This is a genomic window from Nonomuraea sp. NPDC001831, from assembly GCF_042892035.1.
Taxonomy (GTDB): domain Bacteria; phylum Actinomycetota; class Actinomycetes; order Streptosporangiales; family Streptosporangiaceae; genus Nonomuraea.
Genome location: NZ_JBIATU010000012.1, coordinates 14,411 through 32,833, shown reverse-complemented (window position 1 = coordinate 32,833; position 18,423 = coordinate 14,411). Strand labels below are relative to the sequence as shown.

At 73.4% G+C, this 18,423-nt stretch carries 18 protein-coding genes; 10 read left to right on the top strand and 8 right to left on the bottom strand.

What is annotated here, in order from left to right; genetic code table 11:
• Positions 1-103 precede the first annotated feature (103 nt).
• Entirely contained in the window at positions 104-1,705 is a 1,602-nt protein-coding gene (locus ACFYYW_RS32570) for an IucA/IucC family protein (RefSeq protein ID WP_387654388.1), read from the bottom strand.
• Between the two features lie 80 nt (positions 1,706-1,785).
• On the opposite strand from ACFYYW_RS32570, the gene ACFYYW_RS32565 reads away from it, so the two are divergent.
• From ACFYYW_RS32565 to ACFYYW_RS32540, 6 genes are all read left to right on the top strand, one after another.
• Positions 1,786-3,369: an IucA/IucC family protein gene (locus ACFYYW_RS32565; RefSeq protein WP_387654385.1), complete on the top strand. Its 1,584-nt coding sequence runs from the start codon at positions 1,786-1,788 to the stop codon at positions 3,367-3,369.
• A 55-nt stretch (positions 3,370-3,424) separates the two neighbouring features.
• The gene (locus ACFYYW_RS32560) at positions 3,425-4,273 is read left to right on the top strand and encodes an alpha/beta fold hydrolase (RefSeq protein ID WP_387654383.1); all 849 of its coding nucleotides are present in this window, start codon (positions 3,425-3,427) and stop codon (positions 4,271-4,273) included.
• Between the two features lie 39 nt (positions 4,274-4,312).
• On the top strand, positions 4,313-5,422 hold the full coding sequence (locus tag ACFYYW_RS32555; RefSeq protein WP_387654380.1) for an L-dopachrome tautomerase-related protein: 1,110 nt from the start codon (positions 4,313-4,315) through the stop codon (positions 5,420-5,422).
• 195 nt (positions 5,423-5,617) lie between these two features.
• Positions 5,618-6,034: a hypothetical protein gene (locus ACFYYW_RS32550; RefSeq protein ID WP_387654377.1), complete on the top strand. Its 417-nt coding sequence runs from the start codon at positions 5,618-5,620 to the stop codon at positions 6,032-6,034.
• Positions 6,031-6,915: a hypothetical protein gene (locus ACFYYW_RS32545; RefSeq protein ID WP_387654374.1), complete on the top strand. Its 885-nt coding sequence runs from the start codon at positions 6,031-6,033 to the stop codon at positions 6,913-6,915. Before ACFYYW_RS32550 ends, ACFYYW_RS32545 begins: the two co-directional genes overlap by 4 nt.
• Position 6,916: 1 nt before the next feature.
• On the top strand, positions 6,917-7,696 hold the full coding sequence (locus tag ACFYYW_RS32540; protein WP_352320706.1) for a hydrogenase maturation protease: 780 nt from the start codon (positions 6,917-6,919) through the stop codon (positions 7,694-7,696).
• On the opposite strand, the gene rfaE2 is transcribed toward ACFYYW_RS32540, so the two are convergent.
• Positions 7,668-9,158 (bottom strand): D-glycero-beta-D-manno-heptose 1-phosphate adenylyltransferase, encoded by a 1,491-nt coding sequence (gene rfaE2, locus ACFYYW_RS32535; RefSeq protein WP_387654370.1) that lies wholly within the window; start codon positions 9,156-9,158, stop codon positions 7,668-7,670. The genes ACFYYW_RS32540 and rfaE2 overlap by 29 nt on opposite strands.
• A 190-nt stretch (positions 9,159-9,348) precedes the next feature.
• Between rfaE2 and ACFYYW_RS32530 the strand changes: the two genes are divergently transcribed.
• From ACFYYW_RS32530 to ACFYYW_RS32515, 4 genes are read left to right on the top strand one after another with little or no spacing between them, the layout of a single operon-like run.
• Positions 9,349-10,452, top strand: a complete 1,104-nt coding sequence (locus ACFYYW_RS32530; protein WP_387654368.1) for a glycosyltransferase family 9 protein — start codon at positions 9,349-9,351, stop codon at positions 10,450-10,452.
• Complete coding sequence (locus tag ACFYYW_RS32525; protein ID WP_352320700.1) at positions 10,445-10,822, top strand: hypothetical protein; 378 nt, start codon at positions 10,445-10,447, stop codon at positions 10,820-10,822. Before ACFYYW_RS32530 ends, ACFYYW_RS32525 begins: the two co-directional genes overlap by 8 nt.
• 49 nt (positions 10,823-10,871) lie before the next feature.
• Positions 10,872-11,450: a TetR/AcrR family transcriptional regulator gene (locus ACFYYW_RS32520; RefSeq protein WP_387654365.1), complete on the top strand. Its 579-nt coding sequence runs from the start codon at positions 10,872-10,874 to the stop codon at positions 11,448-11,450.
• A gap of 42 nt (positions 11,451-11,492) precedes the next feature.
• A complete protein-coding gene (locus tag ACFYYW_RS32515) occupies positions 11,493-12,227 on the top strand; it encodes an SDR family NAD(P)-dependent oxidoreductase (protein WP_387654362.1) in 735 nt (244 codons plus the stop codon).
• 4 nt (positions 12,228-12,231) lie between these two features.
• Here ACFYYW_RS32515 and ACFYYW_RS32510 read toward each other — a convergent pair whose 3' ends face one another.
• From ACFYYW_RS32510 to ACFYYW_RS32485, 6 genes are all read right to left on the bottom strand, one after another.
• On the bottom strand, positions 12,232-13,527 hold the full coding sequence (locus ACFYYW_RS32510) for an MFS transporter (protein WP_387654359.1): 1,296 nt from the start codon (positions 13,525-13,527) through the stop codon (positions 12,232-12,234).
• 67 nt (positions 13,528-13,594) lie between these two features.
• Complete coding sequence (rbsD, locus tag ACFYYW_RS32505; RefSeq protein ID WP_352320692.1) at positions 13,595-13,984, bottom strand: D-ribose pyranase; 390 nt, start codon at positions 13,982-13,984, stop codon at positions 13,595-13,597.
• On the bottom strand, positions 13,981-14,925 hold the full coding sequence (locus tag ACFYYW_RS32500; RefSeq protein WP_387654356.1) for a substrate-binding domain-containing protein: 945 nt from the start codon (positions 14,923-14,925) through the stop codon (positions 13,981-13,983). Before ACFYYW_RS32500 ends, rbsD begins: the two co-directional genes overlap by 4 nt.
• A gap of 18 nt (positions 14,926-14,943) precedes the next feature.
• Complete coding sequence (locus tag ACFYYW_RS32495; RefSeq protein ID WP_352320688.1) at positions 14,944-15,921, bottom strand: ABC transporter permease; 978 nt, start codon at positions 15,919-15,921, stop codon at positions 14,944-14,946.
• Positions 15,911-17,437 carry a sugar ABC transporter ATP-binding protein gene (locus tag ACFYYW_RS32490; RefSeq protein ID WP_387654353.1) on the bottom strand — a complete coding sequence of 509 codons (1,527 nt, stop codon included), beginning with the start codon at positions 17,435-17,437 and terminating at the stop codon, positions 15,911-15,913. Before ACFYYW_RS32490 ends, ACFYYW_RS32495 begins: the two co-directional genes overlap by 11 nt.
• Positions 17,410-18,417, bottom strand: coding sequence for a LacI family DNA-binding transcriptional regulator (locus ACFYYW_RS32485; RefSeq protein WP_387654350.1), 1,008 nt, complete (start codon positions 18,415-18,417; stop codon positions 17,410-17,412). The genes ACFYYW_RS32490 and ACFYYW_RS32485 overlap by 28 nt, the downstream gene beginning before the upstream one ends.
• Positions 18,418-18,423 lie beyond the last annotated feature (6 nt).

Genomic DNA, 18,423 nt, shown 5'->3' with positions numbered 1-18,423 from the left:
GGATTCGCTCCTTCCCTGAACTCTGCGTGATCGGAGATCGACGCGCCGCAGGGTCCGGCTGCATGCCCCATACTCCTCCTCCTGCGGGAAAAGAGCCAGGCGCTCACCGAGCGTGAGCGAGGGCCCAGGAGGCTCCCTGGGTGAGCGGGTTGGGCAGCGTCGTCCAGCTGTCGCCGGGCGGGGCGCCCGCGAGCTGGGCGAGCAGGTGGGCCTTCACCCGGATCCGCTCGCCGAACAGGGCCTCGCGGTCGGCGCGCACGTCGGCGGTGTCGGGGAGCGCGTCGAAGGCCCGCCGCGCGGCCCGCGCCACGACGGCCCACAGACGTGACTCGGCGGTACGGTCGCCCTCTCCCAGCTGGGAGACGAGACTGCCGAACGTGGTGCCGACGAGCGAGCCGAACAGCTTGGCGTGCAGGACGCCGGGGTCGTCGCTGAGCAGCCGCGGGCTGACCGGCGGCGTCCCGAAGCCGTTGCGGGCCAGCCGGGCCGGGCTGATGCGCACGTCGGCCAGGTCGCGGTAGACCAGCTCGACCGGGCGGCCCCGCCGGTCCAGCACGACCAGCAGGTTCTGGCCGTGGGCCTCCAGCGCGACGCCGAGGGCCAGCAGGCCGAGCGCCGCCGCCGTCGCCACGCCGGCGAAGGCCGCCAGCCACTCGCCGGCCTCCTCGCCGCGCGGCGTGTCCCACTGGCCCGGGGCGGTGAGGGCGGCGACGGGCAGCACGGTGTGGCCGGGCACGCGGGGCGTCGGATCGCGCAGCATGACCGACAGGTCGGCGGTGTGCTCGCCGCGCACGGCCCCCGCGGCGCCGGACAGGTAGCGGGCGATGCGCGGACGGCCACCGAGCCGCGCCGACAGGGCGGTGAGCAGGTCCGACAGGGGGACGCAGTCGCGTACCGAGCCGGGGGAGATGTCCCTGACGCCGGAGGTCATCCGGGCGGTGAACGCCGTCTTGAGGTGCGGGCCGCCGTCCAGGGGGGCGAGGGTGCGTACGGACATCAGCGGATGGCACGGCAACGCCCCGATCGCGTACGGGCGCACCCCCAGCCCGGCCAGCACGTGCCGGGTCTGCCAGGGGTGGACGGGCAGCAGCAGCCGGTCGCCGTCCATGAGCGAGCCCGGCCACGGCCCGGTGACCAGGCATTCGGCGGCGGGCACCGCGACCAGGTCGAGCGCGACGACGGGCCGGTGCTCCGGCATGTACGCCAGTTGCTCGGCCACCGACACCCCCGGCCGGTTGCGGCAGCCCGGATGGTAGGGATGGCCGTCGACCACGCTCTGCTCGTACCGTTCCGGTCCCGGCTCGCGCGGCGGGGAGGCCGCACCCGCCCGGGACAACGCCAGGGAGGCGACGCTGTTGTCCAGGTCGGCGACCAGCCCGTCCGCGCCGGGCAGGCCGAGTGCCGCCAGCAGCTCGGCCGGGTCGCGGTACGGGACGCCGTCCAGCCGCAGCACCGGCTCGTCGGCCAGGTCGTAGGGCAGCCGGGCCCGGCCGGTCAGCTCGCGCCCGTCCGAGAGCCGTACGCACAGGCCGTCACCCGCGGCGACCGGCGCGGCGAGGCCCGGCAGGGGCTCGCAGAGCAGGCCCCGCCACAGCCGTCCCATGACGGCGGCCCGCGCCCCCGGCAGGGCCGCGGCGTAGCCGGGCGTGAGGTCCGGGCGCACGGCGGCCAGCTCCCTCGCGAACCGCGCCGCAGAATGCCGCATGAACCCCCCTGTCACCAGGAACATGCCCAGGTGAGAACCCTGTGGACACTGATCGGTACAAAAGGGTAGGACAGGTCGCCATGGCATATATCGACGGCCTCCTCCCACCGGCCGGTCCGGCACCCGAGGCGCACGACCACCAGGCCGCGGACGAGGCCACGGCCCTCGCGGTGACGGCCCTGCTCAACTGCCTGCTCCGCGAGGTGGCCCAACCCGTCGAGGACGGCGGGTGGCTGCTGCCCGCGACCGGGCACACCCTGAACGTCCGCCCCGGACGGTACCCCGGCGCCCCCGCCCTGCGCACCCCCGACGGCCCGCGCCCGCTCTCCCTGGCCGCCCTGGTGGCGCTCACCGAGGACGAGCTGCGGACGCGCACCGGCCACGCCAACCCGTCCCTGGCCAAGGAGATCATGGAGAGCAGGGACGTCATGGCCGCGCTGCTGTCGGCCCGGCGCGCCACCACCCCGCCCGCCGACCTGTACCTGCGCTCGGAGCAGGCGCTCGTCGCCGGTCACCGCTACCATCCGGCCCCCAAGGCGCGCGGCGGATCAGGCCCGGACGCCTGGCTGCGCTACTCGCCGGAGGCGCGCGCGAGCTTCGTGCTGCCGCTGCTCGGGGTGCCCGCCGATGCGCTGGTCGAGCAGGGCGACGCGAGCGCGCTCGACCGGCTCGGCCCGCCCGCCCCCGACGGCCTGACGCTGCTGCCCGCCCACCCCTGGCAGGTGGAGCTCCTGGGCGGGCTCAAGGAGCTGCGCCACCTCGGCGTCACGCCCGCGCGGGCGGTGGCGACGGCCTCGATCCGCACGGTGTACCTGCCGGAGGCGGACCTGTTCTGCAAGTTCAGCCTGGACGTGCGGATCACCAACGACATCCGCCGCCTGTGGCTGCACGACCTGCGCTGGCTGGGCCTGATCGACGACCTGCTGGGCGTGGCGTTCGACGACCTGCCCGCGCACCGGCCGCGGCCCGCCGTCCTCGGTGACCGTGGTTACCGCAGCCTGGAGCTGGGCGGGGACGGCGGCGAGGCGCTGGCGGTGATCGTCCGCGACGGGCTGGGCGGCCACCTGCGACCGGGGCTGACGGCGCTGCTGGCCGCCGGGGTCAGCGAGGGCTTCCCCGGCAACCCGCTGGACGGCCTCGACGCCGGCCAGGCGCTGGTGTGGTGGCGGCGTTACCTCGACCACGTCGTGCCGCCGGTCCTGCACGCCTACTTCCGCCACGGCGTGGTGCTCGAATGCCACCTGCAGAACGTGCTCGTCGGCGTGGACGACCGGGGCCTGCCCGGCCAGGCGATCTTCCGCGACCACGAAGGGGTGAAGCTGACCGCGGACCGCCACAGCCTGCCCGGCGCCCGCACGCCCGTCGTGAGCCCCGCCTACGGCTGGGAACGGCTGCTGTACTGCCTGGTCGTCAACAACCTCTGCGAGATCGCCGGAGCGGTCGCCGAGCGGCACCCCGAGCTGCGGGACGAGCTGTGGGCCGAGGCCGGATCGGTGTTCGCCGGCTGCGCCGAGGACCACGGCGGTCCGGAGGAGCTGCGCGAGCTGCTCGCCGGCGCCTACGTGCCCGCCAAGGCCAACCTGCTGCTGCGCTGGCTGGAGGCGGACGGCGCCGACATGCGCTGCGTGCCGACGCCCAGCCCTTTGCGACTCTTTACGCCATAAGCTATCCTCGCCGAGGGCAACAGTTTACGGTGTATGGAATTCAGGGAGGCCGCCGGTGACCACGGCGACGCTGCACGACGGAAGCACCATCGAGACAGAGGTCCACGGCTCCGGCCCGGTCCTGCTCCTGGCCGTCAACCCCCAGCCGATCGAGGGTGAGGCGGCCGAGGAGATGCGGAAATGGGGGGCCGACCCCGCGCTCGGCCGCTCGCTCATCGACGGCCTCTCCGACGGCTTCCGCGTCGTGGCCTTCGACTACGAGGGCCACGTCCTGGCACATCCCAAGCCGGACACGCTCACCCCCGACAACGTGGCGGCCGACCTGCTGGCGGTGGCCGACGCGGTGGGGGCCGACCGGTTCGCCTACTACGGCTACTCCTGGCTGGCCCTCAGCGGCCTCCAGCTCGCCCTGCGCACCGACCGGCTCTCGGCGCTGGTCATGGGCGGCTTCCCGCCGCTCGGCGGGCCCTACGCCGAGATGCTGAAGGTCACCGAGGCCACGTACCGGATGGCCGTCGAGCCGAAGACCGCCACGCCGCCGGCCACGGGGACGGGCGAGCCGGGCGACTGGTCGTCGACCGAGGTGACGCTGAGCGAGGGCCAGGCCAGGCAGTTCGCCACCCTGTACCGGGCGCTGCGCGGGTTCGACGACAGCCGGGTGCGCCTGTCCTGCCCCCGCCTGTGCTTCGTCGGCTCGGCCGACGAGATCGTCTACGACGAGCGGTGGGGCGGCGCCCACGTCAGCATCGCCGGCCCGGTGGTCCGCGAGCGGGCCGCCATCGAGGCGCTGGGCTGGGACGTCGAGGTGCTCGACGGGCTCGACCACGCCGGGGCCATGCAGGCGGCGAACGTGCTGCCCATCCTGCGGCCCTGGCTGGAGAAGGCGCTGTTTCCCCCGGCCTGAGCTGGGCAGATGCCCGGCGGATCGGGGAACGGGGGGACCATGGCGAAGGGAAACGGCCGCGACGGCGTTCAGCCGGTCGATCAGCCCATCGGGAAGCTGGAACTCGTGCACGCCTTCGAGTCCGGCCCGATGCCGACCGGCGTCACGGTCTCCCGTGCCGGCCGGATCTTCGTGAACTTCCCCAAATGGGGGGACGACGTTCCGGCGACCGTGGTCGAGCTGCGGGACGGCAAGGCCGTCCCCTACCCCGACCAGGAGTGGAACACCGAGGCCGACGAGCCGTCGAAGTGGCTGGTCTCGGTGCAGAGCGTGGTCGTCGATCCCGTGGACCGGCTGTGGATCCTGGACACCGGCAGCCCGATGTTCCGGCCCACCAGGAAGGGCGGGCCGAAGCTCGTCTGCGTGGATCTGGAGACCGACACCGTGGTCAAGGTCATCATGTTCGACCGCGGTGTCGCCCTGGAGACGTCCTACCTCAACGACGTGCGGTTCGACCTGCGCAAAGGGGTCGCCTACCTGACCGACTCCGCCGACAAGGGGCCCAACGGGATCATCGTCGTCGACCTGGCCAGCGGGCAGGCGTGGCGGCGGCTGCACGACCACCCGAGCACCAAGGCGCAGCGGCCGCCGGACTTCGTGCCCGTCGTGGAGGGCCGGCCGTTCCTGGAGCGGCCGCAGGACGGCCCGCCGTCGCCCGTCCTGATGGGGTCGGACGGCATCGCGCTCCCGGCCGGCGGCGAGCGGCTCTGGTACTGCCCCCTGCTCTCCCGCCGCTGGTACAGCGTGTCCACGGACGCCCTGGTCGACCGCACGCTGGACGACGCGGAAGTGGCGGCGACGGTCAGGGACGAGGGCGACAAGGGCGGCTCGGCCGACGGCCTGGAGGCCGACGACGCCGGGCGCATCTACCTGACCGACTGGGAGCACAACGCGGTGCTGCGCCGGATGCCCGACGGCACGATCGACACCCTGGTCCACGACGCCCGCCTGCTCTGGCCGGACACGCTGTCCGTGGCCGACGGCCACCTGTACGTGACCGCCAACCAGCTGCACCGGCAGGCCAGGTTCCAGGAGGGGCGGGACCGGCGGCGGTACCCGTACGCGCTGTTCCGGGTGCCGATCGACGCCGGGCCGGTCCGGCTGGTCTAGCGGCGCGGGCGGGCGGGGACTGGGTCATGGTTTGCCGCCTTCCCCTACGCGGTATGCCCGCTACGTAGAGGTACTGATCGGATACCGAACGACGTCATCGCTGAACCTCTGCAATGGCCACTTGGGGGGCTTAAGGCCGATGAATGCCGCTAAATACGACTGGTTTCCTGACGGCGTGACCGTCCTGGGGGCGTCATGTCGCTGAACGCACGCATCGGCAGGATCGAGAGCCTGCTCGAACGGGCCGAGCCGCCCGCCGTCGAGCTGGCCCAGGCCCTGCTCGACCTCTACGGCGAGGGCCTGACGCGGATCATGGCCGCGGCCGACGACGACCTGGCCGCCCGGCTGGCCGCCGACGACGTGGTCGCGCACCTGCTGCTGCTGCACGACCTCCACCCGATCGACGTGCGGACCCGGGTCGAGGACGCGCTGCGCGGCACCGGCGCCGAGGTGGTCGCCGTCGAGGGCGACCTCGTACGCCTGCGGCTCCCCGACGACGGGAGCTCGGCGGACGCGGTGCGCCGGGCGGTGCGCGACGCGGCCCCCGAGGTCGAGCAGGTCGAGATCGTCGGGCCGGCGTCCGGCGTGGGGGCCGGCAGATGGACCACGTGAGACGCATCGCCCGCGCCGTCCTCTACGGGGGCTACCTGCTGTGGCCCAGCCGCCACTCGACCTCGCCCGGCCGGCGGCGCTGGACGTTCGGCGGCGTGCACCCCGAGTCCTACGGCCGGGCGCACGAGGGCAACCCGTGGCTGACCCAGACCCAGTGCCTGCTGGAGGCCGGCGGCGACGACGTCGTGGACGTGCACGTGCGCTTCCTGCACCTGGTCACCTGCGAGGTGGCCGTGCGGCGCGCGGGCGAGCTGGTCTGCGTGCCCGAGCTGACCGTCGGCGGCGCCCGGCACCTGCCCAGGGAGGAGGCCAAGGAGCGCGAGGTGGCCGAGACCGGGCTGCGCCTGGCCGACCTGCTGGCCCGTCCGGTCGGCATGGAGATCCACGTGCCGCCGGGCCAGCGGGCCGAATGGCTCGACGGCGAGGGCGTGCTGCTGCGCGGCTGGGAGGCGCTGAGCGGCCGGGCCGAGGTGTTCGCCGAGCGGCTGCGCGAGGGCCTGTTCCGGCTCACCGTCCGGGTGGCGAACACCAGCCCGTGGCAGGGCGACTCGCGCGCGGAGGCCATGAAGCACACCCTGATCTCCGCGCACACGGTCGTGAGCTCGCCCGGCGGCCGGTTCGTCTCGCTGACGGAGCCGCCCGAAGGGCTGCGCGCGCTCGCCGCGGGCTGCCACAACATCGGCACCTGGCCGGTGCTGGTGGGCGAGGAGGGCGACCGGCACACGATGTTGTCGGCCCCGGTCATCCTCTACGACCATCCCAAGGTCGCGCCGGAGAGCGGCACGTTCGACGACACGGAGATCGACCAGCTCCTCGACCACTGCGCCGCGCTCACCCCGGAAGAGCTCATGCGGCTGCACGGCACCATGCGGGAGACGTGACATGGACACTCGGTACCCGACGGAACGGCAGGCCCCGGCCGAGGCGATCGTCGACGGCGTGCGGCTGGCCCCGGGCAGCCGGGTGCGCCTGCGCCCGAAGAGCCGCGCCGACATCCTCGACCTCGCGCTCAACGGCCGCCTCGCGGTGATCGAGAGCGTCGAGCGGGACGACGACGGCGGCTTCCACGTCGGCGTCACCCTCGCCGGCGACCCGCTGCGCGACCTGGGCGAGTCCAGGCTGCCGTGCCACCGGTTCTTCTACTCGGCCGAGGAGCTCGAACCGGTCGGAGGGGGCTGCCGCCCACGCGTCCTGGTGGCCGGGATCGGCAACGTCTTCCTCGGCGACGACGGCTTCGGCGTCGAGGTCGTGCGCCGCCTGGCCGACGACGACCTGCCCGCCGACGTGCTCGACTTCGGCAGCCGCGGCCTCGACCTGGCCTACGCGCTCCAGCGCGACTACGAGGCCGCGATCCTGGTGGACGCCGCGCCGCGCGGCGAGCCGCCGGGCACGCTCACCCTGCTCGAACCGGACATGCCCGGCCTGGACGTCCCCGGCGGCATCGCGGCCGAGAGCCACGGCCTCGACCCGGTCAAGGTGCTGCGCATGGCCCGCGAGCTCGGCCGGGTGCCCGCGCGGGTGCTGGTGCTGTGCTGCGAGCCGGCCCGGCTGGTCACCGACGACGTGCTGGTGGAGCTGAGCGAGCCGGTGCGCGGGGCGGTCGAGGAGGCGGTGCGGATGGTGCGCTCGCTGGTCATGGACGTGCTGGCGGAACGGGCCTGACCTCGCCGGGCGGAACGGGCCTGGCCCCGTCCGGGGCGCCGGGCACCGAGCGCATGCGGCCGATGATGGCGGTCGTCGAGCGGTCGGGCAGGTAGTCCAGCACCAGCACCTCGCCGCCGAGCGAGCGCACCAGCGGCGCTTCCGGCAACATCTCCGGGGTGTAGTCGCCGCCCTTGACGTAGATCTCCGGCCTGATGAGCCTGAGCAGGCGTTCCGGGGTGTCCTCGTCGAACTCGGTCACGTAGTCCACGTCGTTCAGGGCGGCCAGCACCGACATGCGGTCCTCGCACGGGTTGAGCGGGCGCCCCGGGCCCTTGAGCCGGGTGACGCTGGCGTCGCTGTTGACCGCGACCACGAGCACGTCCCCGAGCTGCCCGGCCTGCTCCAGGTAGCTGACGTGGCCCCGGTGCAGCACGTCGAAGCAGCCGTTGGTGAACACGATCCGCTCGCCCCTGCGCCGGTGCTCGTCCAGGAGCTGGGCCAGGCGCTCGGCCGCCTGCACGGTGCCCTCCTGGCGGCGCAGGGCGCGCAGCAGCTCGTAGCGGGTGCAGATGGACGTGCCGGAACGGCGTACGACCACGCCGGCCGCGGCCTGGCCCGCCTCGGCGGCCTCCTCCGGCGTCGCGCCGGCGGCCAGCCAGAGCGAGAAGGCCGCGGTGTAGGTGTCGCCCGCGCCGGTCGCCATGTGCTGCGGCGCGGGCCGGGCGTAGGTCCGGTACGGCGGGCAGCCGGCCCGGTGCAGCAGCGTGCCCTCGCCGTCCAGGGTGGTCACCACGATCCGGGCCCCGGTGGCGGCCACGATCTGCGCGGAGCGCGCCATCAGGTACGCCGGCCGGTCGGCCGCGGCGTCCACCGCCTCGCCGAGCAGGCCCACCACCTCGGCGTAGTTGGGCAGCACCGCCGCCGGCGCGCACTCGACCCAGGGCGCGACCGCGTGCGCGTCCACCACGAGCAGCGGCAGCCCGGCCAGCGCCCGGCGCACCGCCGGGGTGAACACGCCGCCGCCGTAGTCGCAGGCCACGACGACGTCCGCGCCGGCCACGGCCGCGGAGACGCGGGCCAGCAGCTCGCGTTCGGCCTCGGGCGGGATGACGTCGAGGTCCTCCTCGTCGTAGCGGGCGGTGAGCTGGCCGCTGGTGACCAGCCGCCGCTTGTGCGCGGTACGCCGCCCCGGCACCGCCTGCAGGTCCGTCTCCACGCCGAGCAGGCGCAACGCCTGGATGAGCTGGTCGCCGCAGGCGTCGTCGCCCACGACGCCGACGAGCCGGACGCGGGCCCCGAGCGCCGCCAGGTTGGCCGCGGTGTTGCCGGCCCCGCCCGGCGCGTCCTCGACCGCCTCCAGGCTCATCACGGGCACCGGCGCCTCCTGGGCCAGCCGCTTGGCCGAGCCGTGCAGCCACGAGTCGAGCATGACGTCGCCGACGACGACCGCGCTGACCGTCTCTTCCCTCAGGGTGCCCATAGAGGGCGAGTACCTGTAGAAGCCCAGCTCAAACGCATGTCGGCTCAAATAGGTTCGTCCGAAACCGAAGTTATGGACCATCCCTGCCGGGTAGCCCGGCCGCTATGTACGGCCCTTCGGACACCGGGCCGCCGCCCAGGCGGGGCTGCCGCCTGGAGCTGCCGGTCACTGTCGCGGACAGGAGCGCGGAATGCTACGACTACATGCCGGGGACCCCATGACGGCCCGGCCGGGCCTGGTCGAGGGCGTGCGGAGCATCGCCGTCCTGCGGGCCAACGCGATCGGCGACTACCTGGTCGCGCTGCCGGCCATCGAGGCGATCAAGCTGGCCTACCCCGACGCCCGGCTCACCCTGCTCGGCACGCCGTGGCACGCCGAGTTCCTGTCCGGGCGCCCCGGGCCGGTGGACGACGTGGTGGCGCTGCCCCCGATCACGGGGGTCTCGACGTCGGAGACCGGCTACCCGGTGCCCGGCGGGGCCCGCGCCGAGCTGCGGGAACGGGCGTTCGACCTGGCGGTGCAGATCCACGGCGGCGGGCGCTTCTCCAACCCGTTCATGCGGTCGCTCGGGGCGCGGGTGACCGCCGGGCTGCGTGCCCCGGACGCCGAGGAGCTGGACCGGTGGGTGCCCTACACGTACTTCCAGCACGAGACGCTGCGTTTCCTCCAGGTCGCCGAGCTGGTCGGCGGGGTCGCCGAGCGGCTCGAACCGCTGGTGGCCGTCACCGCCCGCGACCGGGCGGAGCTGGCCGAGTCGTTCGGCGAGCCGCCGGCCGGGCTGGTCGCGCTGCATCCGGGGGCGACGGACCCGCGGCGGCGCTGGCCCCCCGAACGCTTCGCCGAGGTGGCCGACCGGCTGGGCCGGCCCGTCGCGGTCACCGGGAGCTGGGCCGAGAAGGACCTGGTGGAGGCGACGGTCGCGGCCATGCGCGGGCGCGCGCAGCCGGTGATCCCCGTCGTCGGCACGCTCACCCTCGGCGGCCTGGCCGCCCTGTACGAGCGCTGCGCCCTGGTGGTCGCCAACGACACGGGCCCGCGCCACCTCGCCGCGGCCGTCGGCACGCCCACGGTCGCCGTCTACTCGTGCGTCAACGTCATCAACGCCGGGCCGCTCAGCAGGACCGCGCACCGGCCGCTGATCTCCTGGACCACCCGCTGCCCGACGTGTGGCGCGAGCGGCGTGGACGTGGAGGCGGAACGCTGCGAGCACGACGGGACGTGGGTCGCCGACGTCTCGGTGGACGACGTGACGGAACAGGCCGAAGACCTACTGAAGGGATACCGGGATGACTGACCAGGCCGTGCTGGACGAACTGCAGGAAGCCCTGGACGAGGCGTTCCGCGGACGGGACCGGGTGGCGATGCGCGAGGTGTACGCACGGGTCTCCGCGCACGTGCACATCCCCGCCGACATGCTGGCCCATCTCAACGAGCTGCCCGAGGGCAGCTACTCCAGGGAGGAGATGGCCGAGGCGATCAACGACGTCATCAGGCGGCGCGGCGAGCAGGACAGCCTGGGCCTGCTGAGCATCCCGCGGCAGCGGCCGGTGGAGGAGACCGCCGCCGCCGAGCGGGCCGTCGCCGACGACACACCGCTGGAATCCCTCAACCCGCCCGGCAACCCGCCGGACGACGGCCAGGCCCCGGAGTTCCGTGAACCGTAGAGGCTCGTCAAACTAGACCGTTCGTTCTCGAATGTGGTAGCTTCGCCGCGTGGCACGGAGCAAGGAGTTCGATCCCGAGGTCGCGCTCGACCGCGCGCTCGACCTGTTCTGGGAGCGCGGTTACGAGGCGACCTCGATGGCCGACCTGGTGGAGCGGCTGGGGCTGGCGCGGGCCAGCATCTACGGCACCTTCGGCGGCAAGCGGGAGCTCTACGTCAAGGCGCTGGAGCGCTACCTGGCCCGGCGCAACGTGGTCGAGCCGCTGGCCCGGCCGGGGCCCGCGGTGCCGGCCGTACGCGCCTTCCTCGACGCGTACGTGGCCGAGATCCTCGCCGACGAGCTGCGGCGCGGCTGCATGGTCGTCAACACGGCCGTGGAGTTCGCCTCGCGCGACGCCGAGCTGGCCCGCCGGGTGACGGCGAGCTGGGCCGAGCTGGAGACCGCGCTGGCCGCCGCGCTGGTGCGCGCCCGCGCCCAGGGGGAGATCCCCGAGTCCAAGGACCCCTACGCGCTGGCCAGGTTCCTGCTCGTGCTGCTCCAGGGGCTGCGCGTGCTCGGGCGGGCCGACCCCGACCCGCGCCGGCTGCGCGACGCGGTCGAACAGGCCATGGTCGCCGTCCAAATTTGAGACCGATCGTTCTAGGAGTTTGTGGTGTTCGAAGGAAAAGTCGTGCTTGTCACCGGGGCCACCGGGGTCGTGGGCCGGGCCGCCGCGCTGGCGTACGCCAGGAAGGGCGCGTCCGTGCTGGCCGCCGGGCGGGACACCGCGCGGCTCGGCGCGGTGGTCAAGGAGATCGAGGCGGCGGGCGGCCGGGCCGCCGGCTTCACCGCGGACGTCACCGACTCGGCCTCCGTCGCCGCCATGGTGCAGGCCGCCGTCACCCGCTACGGCGGGCTCGACGTGGCGCTGAACGCCGCGGGCGTCTTCGGCATGCTGGCCCCGGTGGCCGACTACGACGAGGACACCTGGGACACCGTGCTCGCGGTCAACCTCAAGGGCGTGTTCCTGTCGATGAAGCACGAGATCGCCTACATGCGCGAGCACGGCGGCGGCGTGATCGTCAACGTGGCCAGCAACCTCGGCGCCCACTGGCGACTGCCCGGGGCCGCCGCCTATGCCGCCTCGAAGGCCGCGGTGAGCCACCTGACCCGCACCGCCGCCCGCGACCACATCGCCGACGGCGTGCGCGTCAACGCCGTCAGCCCCGGCCCCATCGACTCGCCCATGTCCACGCGTCCCGGCGAGACGCCCGCCGAGCGCGACGAGCGCATGCGGCACGCCCTGCCCATCGGCCGCGTCGCCGCCCCGGAGGAGATCGCCGCCGCCGCGCTGTGGCTGTCCTCGCCGGAGTCCAGCTTCGTCGTCGGCCAGGACCACGTGATCGACGGCGGCGCCACGGCCTGACTACTCAGCCGGCGGTCACGTGCGGGCGGGTCTCCTTCATGGCCAGCACCGCCCCCAGGCTGATCAGCCCGACGCCGGCCATGTACGCCGACACCGACAACGACGTGCCGGTCGCCTCGTGCAGGGCCGTCGCCACCAGCGGGGCGAACCCGCCACCGAGCAGCGCGCCGACCGCGTACGAGAAGGAGACCCCGCTGTAGCGGTAGCGCGGCTCGAACATCTCGGCGAACAGCGCCGACTGCGGCCCGTACGTCGCGGCGAGCCCCACGTTGAGCACCACCACGGCGACCACCATCAGCGCCGCCACCTTGGTGTCCACCAGCAGGAAGAACGGCACGGCCCAGACCACGAGGAGCACCGAGCCGGCCAGGTAGACCGGCTTGCGGCCGATCCGGTCCGACCAGATCGCCGTGGCCACGATCCCGGCCAGCCAGGTCAGACTGCCGACGATCACCACGACGAGCATGAGGTTCCTGCTCACCTTCAGCACCTGGGTGCCGTAGGACAGCAGGTAGGCGAGGAACACGTAGCCGATCGCGGTGTTGGCGACGAAGCTGGCCGAGGCGATCAGCAGCGACCGCGGCCGCTCGCGGAAGACGTCGAGGACGGGCCGCCTGCTGCGGGCCTGCTCGGCGGACAGCGCCCGGAACACCGGCGTCTCGGTCACCCGCAGCCTGATGAACAGCCCGACCGCGACCAGCACCACGCTGAACAGGAACGGCAGCCGCCAGCCCCAGCTCGCGAACTGCGCCTCCGACAGCCCGGCCGTCACCGCGACGTACACCAGTTGCGCCAGGATCAGCCCGGCGGGCACGCCCACCTGGGAGTACAGCCCGTACCGGCCGCGCCTGCCGGGCGGGGCGTGCTCGACGGCGAGCAGCGCCGCCCCGCCCCACTCGCCGCCCGCGCTGAGCCCCTGGAGCAGCCGCAGGACCAGCAGCAGGATCGGGGCCGCCACCCCGATCCGGTCGTAGGTGGGCAGCAGCCCGACGCCGACCGTGGCCGCGCCCATCAGCAGCAGGGACGCGACCAGCATCGCCTTGCGCCCGAGCCGGTCGCCGAAGTGCCCCCACACCAGGCCGCCCACGGGCCGGGCCAGGAACCCGACGCCGAGCGTGGCGAACGCGGCCAGGGTGCCCGAAGCGGGCGAGAGCGGGGAGAAGAACTGGGAGCCGAAGACCAGCGCGGCGGCCGTGGAGTAGATGAAGTAGTCGTACCACTCGATCGTGGTGCCGACCGCGCTCGCCATGGCGACGCGACGGAGTTGGGCGGGGTCCGGCTCTGCTGCCTCGTGGGTCATGGCGCCTCCCTCGACGCCAGAGTAGATCTTCCTCCGCCCGCTTCCCAGTGGCGCGGGGCAGGCGTCCCTAGAACGCCACCCCGCACCGCAGGATCACGTTCGCGTACGGCGTGGCCTCTCCGGTGCGGACGGCCAGCCGCACCCCCGCCGACAGCCGCTTCAGCTCCTCGTGCGGCACGTACGCCAGCCCCGGCAGCCGGGCCGCGAGCAGCTCGGCGCAGCCGGGGTTGCCCGCGCGCACCTCCTCGGCCGCCGTGGCCCCCTCGACGACGAGCTCGGCGAGCAGCCCGCCGAGCACGTCGGCGAAGGCCGGGATGCCCGGCAGGAAGGCCAGGTCGACGACCCGCACGCCGGGCGGCACGGGCATCCCGCTGTCACAGACCAGCACCTGGTCGGTGTGGCCGAGCCGGGCCATGGCCCCCGCCAGCTCGGCGTTCAGAATCCCCGCGCGTTTCACTGGAAGTCCGCGACGTTCTCCTTGGTCGCCACCTTGACGGGCACGGCCACCGTCTTGTCGATGGTCTCGCCCTTGGCGGCCTTGACCGCGGCCTGCACCGCCTGCTGGCCGAGCAGCGACGGCTGCTGGGCGACGCTGGCGGCCAGCGTGCCCGCCTGCACCGCCTTCAGGCCGTCGGGGGTGCCGTCGAAGCCGACGACCTTGACCTGCTGGCCGGCCTTGGCGCCCAGGGCCTTGATCGCGCCCAGCGCCATCTCGTCGTTCTCGGCGAAGACGCCGGTGATGCCGGGGTTCGACTGGAGCATGTTGGTCATGACGTCGAGGCCCTTGGTGCGGTCGAAGTCGGCCGGCTGCTTGGCCACGACCCTGATGTTCGGGTACGCGGCGATGCCCTCGGCGAAGCCCTGGCCCCGGTCGCGCGAGGCCGACGTGCCCGCCGTGCCCTGCAGCACGACCACGCTGCCCTTCTCGCCGAGCTGCTTGGCCAGCTCCTGGGCGGCCAGCTTGCCGCCGGCCACGTTGTCGGAGGCCACGGTCTGGGCCACCTCCGCGCCGTTGACGCCGCGGTCGGCCGCGATCACCGGGATCTTGACCCGGTCCGCCGCCTTGACCGCCGGGGCCGCCGCGTCGGAGTCGACCGGGTTGACGATGATCGCCTTCATGTTCTGGCTGGTGAAGTTCTGGACCTGGTTCACCTGCTGGGAGGCGTCGTTCTGGGCGTCGGTGACGGTCAGCGTGACGCCCTCCTTCTTGGCCTCCGCCTCCGCGCCGCTGCGCAGCTGCACGAAGTAGGGGTTGTTCAGGGTCGACACCGACATGCCGATCTTGATGTCCCCGCCCCCCGAGGACGAGCCTCCGGAGCCGCCGTCGCCGGAGGAGCCGCAGGCGGCCAGGCCGAGCGTGAGCGCGGCGCCGGCCATGACAATCGCGGGAATCCGCATGATCTTTACTTCCTTTTCCTAGTTCGTTCCCCTGCGCCGCAGGGTGTCGACGAGGACCGCGAGCGCGATCACCACGCCGATCACGACCTGCTGCCAGAACGCCGAGACGGACAGCAGGTTCAGCCCGTTGCGCAGCACGGCGAGGATGAGCGCGCCGACGAAGGTGCCGAGCGCCCTGCCCTTGCCGCCGGACAGGCTCGCGCCGCCGATGACGACGGCCGCGATCGCGTCCAGTTCGTAGCCCGCCGCGGCCTGCGGCTGCGCCGAGGCCAGCCGGCTGGCCAGGACGATCCCGGCCACCGCCGCGAAGGCGCCGGACAGCGCATACGTGATGAGCTTCTGCCGGTTGACCTTGATGCCGGACAGCCGGGCGGCCTCCTCGTTGCCGCCGATGGCGTACATGGCCCGGCCCGGGTACGTGCGGTTGAGCACCACGGCCGCGATCACGCCCATGACCAGCATCACCAGCACCGGGATCGGCAGGTAGTCGCCGAGCGTGTCGCCCAGGTGCGAGACCGAGTCGGGCATCGCGATCGGGCTGCCCTGCGAGATGACCAGCGCCAGGCCGCGGGCGATGCCCAGCATGGCCAGCGTGGCGATGAACGGCGGCAGCTTGCCGTACGCGATCAGGGCGGCGTTGACCAGGCCGCACACGACGCCGACGGCCAGCGAGACCACGACGGCGACCGGCCAGGGCAGCCCGGCGCTGGTGGCCGTCCAGGCCAGCACGATCGCCGACAGCGCGGCGACCGAGCCGACGGACAGGTCGATGCCGCCGGTGACGATCACGAACGTGGCCCCGAAGGCCAGGATCGCGGTGACGGCCGCCTGGACGCCGACGTTGAGCAGGTTCGTCACGCTGAGGAAGTCGGAGGACAACAACGACAGCGCCACGACCAGCACGACGAGCGCGGCGAGCGCGCCGTTCTCGGCGAACCAGGCCGCGGCGGGCGACCGGCGGCCGGTGAGCTTGTTCGGAACGGTGCTACTTGGCACGGGGACCCTCCACATCCGTGACCGCGAGGGCCATGACGTCGTCTTGCGTGGCCCCGGCCGCGGGCAGCTCGCCGACGAGCCTGCCGCGGGCCATGACCAGAATGCGGTCGCTCATGCCGAGCACCTCCGGCAGATCGCTGGAGATCATGAGCACGGCGTGCCCGGAGGCGGTGAGCGCGTTGATGAGCTGGTAGATCTCGACCTTGGCCCCGACGTCGATGCCGCGGGTCGGCTCGTCGAGGATGAGCACGCCCGCGTCGGCGACCAGCCACTTGCCGATGACGACCTTCTGCTGGTTGCCGCCGGACAGCGTGCGGACCTCCTGGTCCAGGCCGGTCATCCGGATGCCGAGCTGCTCGGCCACCTTCCCGGCGGCCCTGCGCTGGCCGGCGCGGTCGACGAAGCCGGCGCGGGTGGCGGCGCGCATGGTGACCAGGCCCAGGTTCTCGGCCACGTCCGCGCCGAGCACCAGGCCCTGGCCCTTGCGGTCCTCGGGGACCAGGCCGAGCCCGGCCTCCATGGCGGCGTGCACGTCGCCGGGGGCCAGGCGGGTGCCGCGGACGACCACCTCGCCGGTGTCGTAGCGGTCGGCGCCGAAGACGGCCCGCGCGACCTCGGTGCGGCCGGCGCCGACCAGCCCGGCGACCCCGACCACCTCGCCCGCGCGCACCTCGAACGAGACGTCGTCGAAGACGCCCCTGCGGCCGAGGCCGGAGACCTTGAGCAGGGCCTCGCCGCGTTCGGCGGCCTGCCGCGGGAACTGCTGGTCGATCGGGCGGCCCACCATGAGCCTGACCAGCTCGTCCTGGGCGGTGTCGGCGGGGATCTCGGTGACGGACCGGCCGTCGCGCAGCACGGTCACCCGGTCGCCGATCTCGGCGATCTCCTCCAGGTGGTGGGTGATGAACACGATCGAGACGCCCTCGTCGCGGAGCTGGCGGACGATCGTGAACAGCTTGGCGACCTCGCCGGAGGTGAGCACGGCGGTGGGCTCGTCCATGATGAGCACGCGGGCGTCGAGCGCTAGCGCCTTGGCGATCTCCACCATCTGCATGCGGGCGATGCCGAGCCGGGAGATCGGCGTCGTCGGGTCGACGTCCACGCCGACGCGGTCGAGCAGCGCCTTGGCCTGCCGTTCCATGCGCTTCTTGTCCACCAGCCCGAACCGGCGCGGCGGGCGGCCGAGCGCCAGGTTCTCCGCGACGGTGAGCTGGGGGACCAGGTTGAACTCCTGGTAGATGGTGGCGATGCCGAGCCGCTGGGCGTCGCCCGCCGACCGGATGTCCACCGGCTGCCCGTCGACGGTGACGTGCCCGCCGTCCGGCCGGTACGCGCCCGACAGGATCTTGATCAGCGTGCTCTTGCCCGCGCCGTTCTCGCCGAGCAGGACGTGCACCTCGCCGGCGCGCAGGCTCAGATCGACGCCGTCGAGTGCCACGACGCCGGGGAAGACCTTGCGCAGGCCCTCGGCCTTGAGTATCTCCGCGCTCACTCCATGATCCCTTTCCGCTCGCATGATCGGCGAATCACCAGGCGCGCCGGCAGGACGTGCGAGTCGGCCGCCTGCCCGCTCTGGATCCGGCCGATCACGAGCCGCACGGCCAGGCGCCCCATCTCGGCCGTCGGCTGGGCGATGGCGGTGATCGGCGGGGCGGTGTGCTTGAACCAGGTCACGTCGTCGAAGGAGGCGACGGCCACGTCGGCGGGGATGCGCAGGTTCCGGGCCTGGATCTCCTCCAGCCCGCCGAGCGTCATCAGGTTGTCGCCGAAGAAGATCGCCTCGGGCGGCTCGGGCAGGTCGAGCAGCTCGGTGGTGATGCGCCGGCCGCTGCCTTCGCGGAAGTCGCCGGGGCGCACGTACTCGGGGCGCACCTCCAGGCCCTCGGCGGCCATCGCGGCGGCGAAGGCGGCCGTGCGCTCGCGGCCGGTGGACAGGGTGGCCGGGCCGGAGGCCAGGGCGATCCGGCGGTGGCCCTGCTCGCGCAGGTGGCGGACCAGCTCGGCGATGGCGGCGGCGCCGTCGGAACGCACGGAGGGCACGTCGAGCCCGGAGATCGTGCGGTCGAGGAACACCACCGGCCGGCCGGCCTCGGCCAGCTGCTGCACCAGCGGGGTGACCTCGGCGGTCGGGCAGATCAGCAGCCCGTCGACGCGCTGCTCCAGCAGCGTGCGCACGTAGTGGTCCTGCTGGTCGGCGCGCTCGTCGGCGTTGCCCATGACGACCGTGAAGCCCTCGCGCCTGGCCTCGTCCTCGACGCTCCTGGCCAGCTCGGTGAAGAACGGGTTCAGGACGTCGCCGATGATCAGGCCGATCGTCCTGGTCGCGGTGGTGCGCAGGGAGCGGGCGACGGCGTTCGGCACGTAGTTGAGCGCGCTCATCGCGTCGTAAACTCGGCGCCGGGTCTCCTCGTTGACCGAGGGGTTGTCGTTGAGCACGCGGGAGACCGTGGCGACGGAGACACCGGCCTGCGCGGCGACGTCCTTGATCCTTGCCATCGTTCC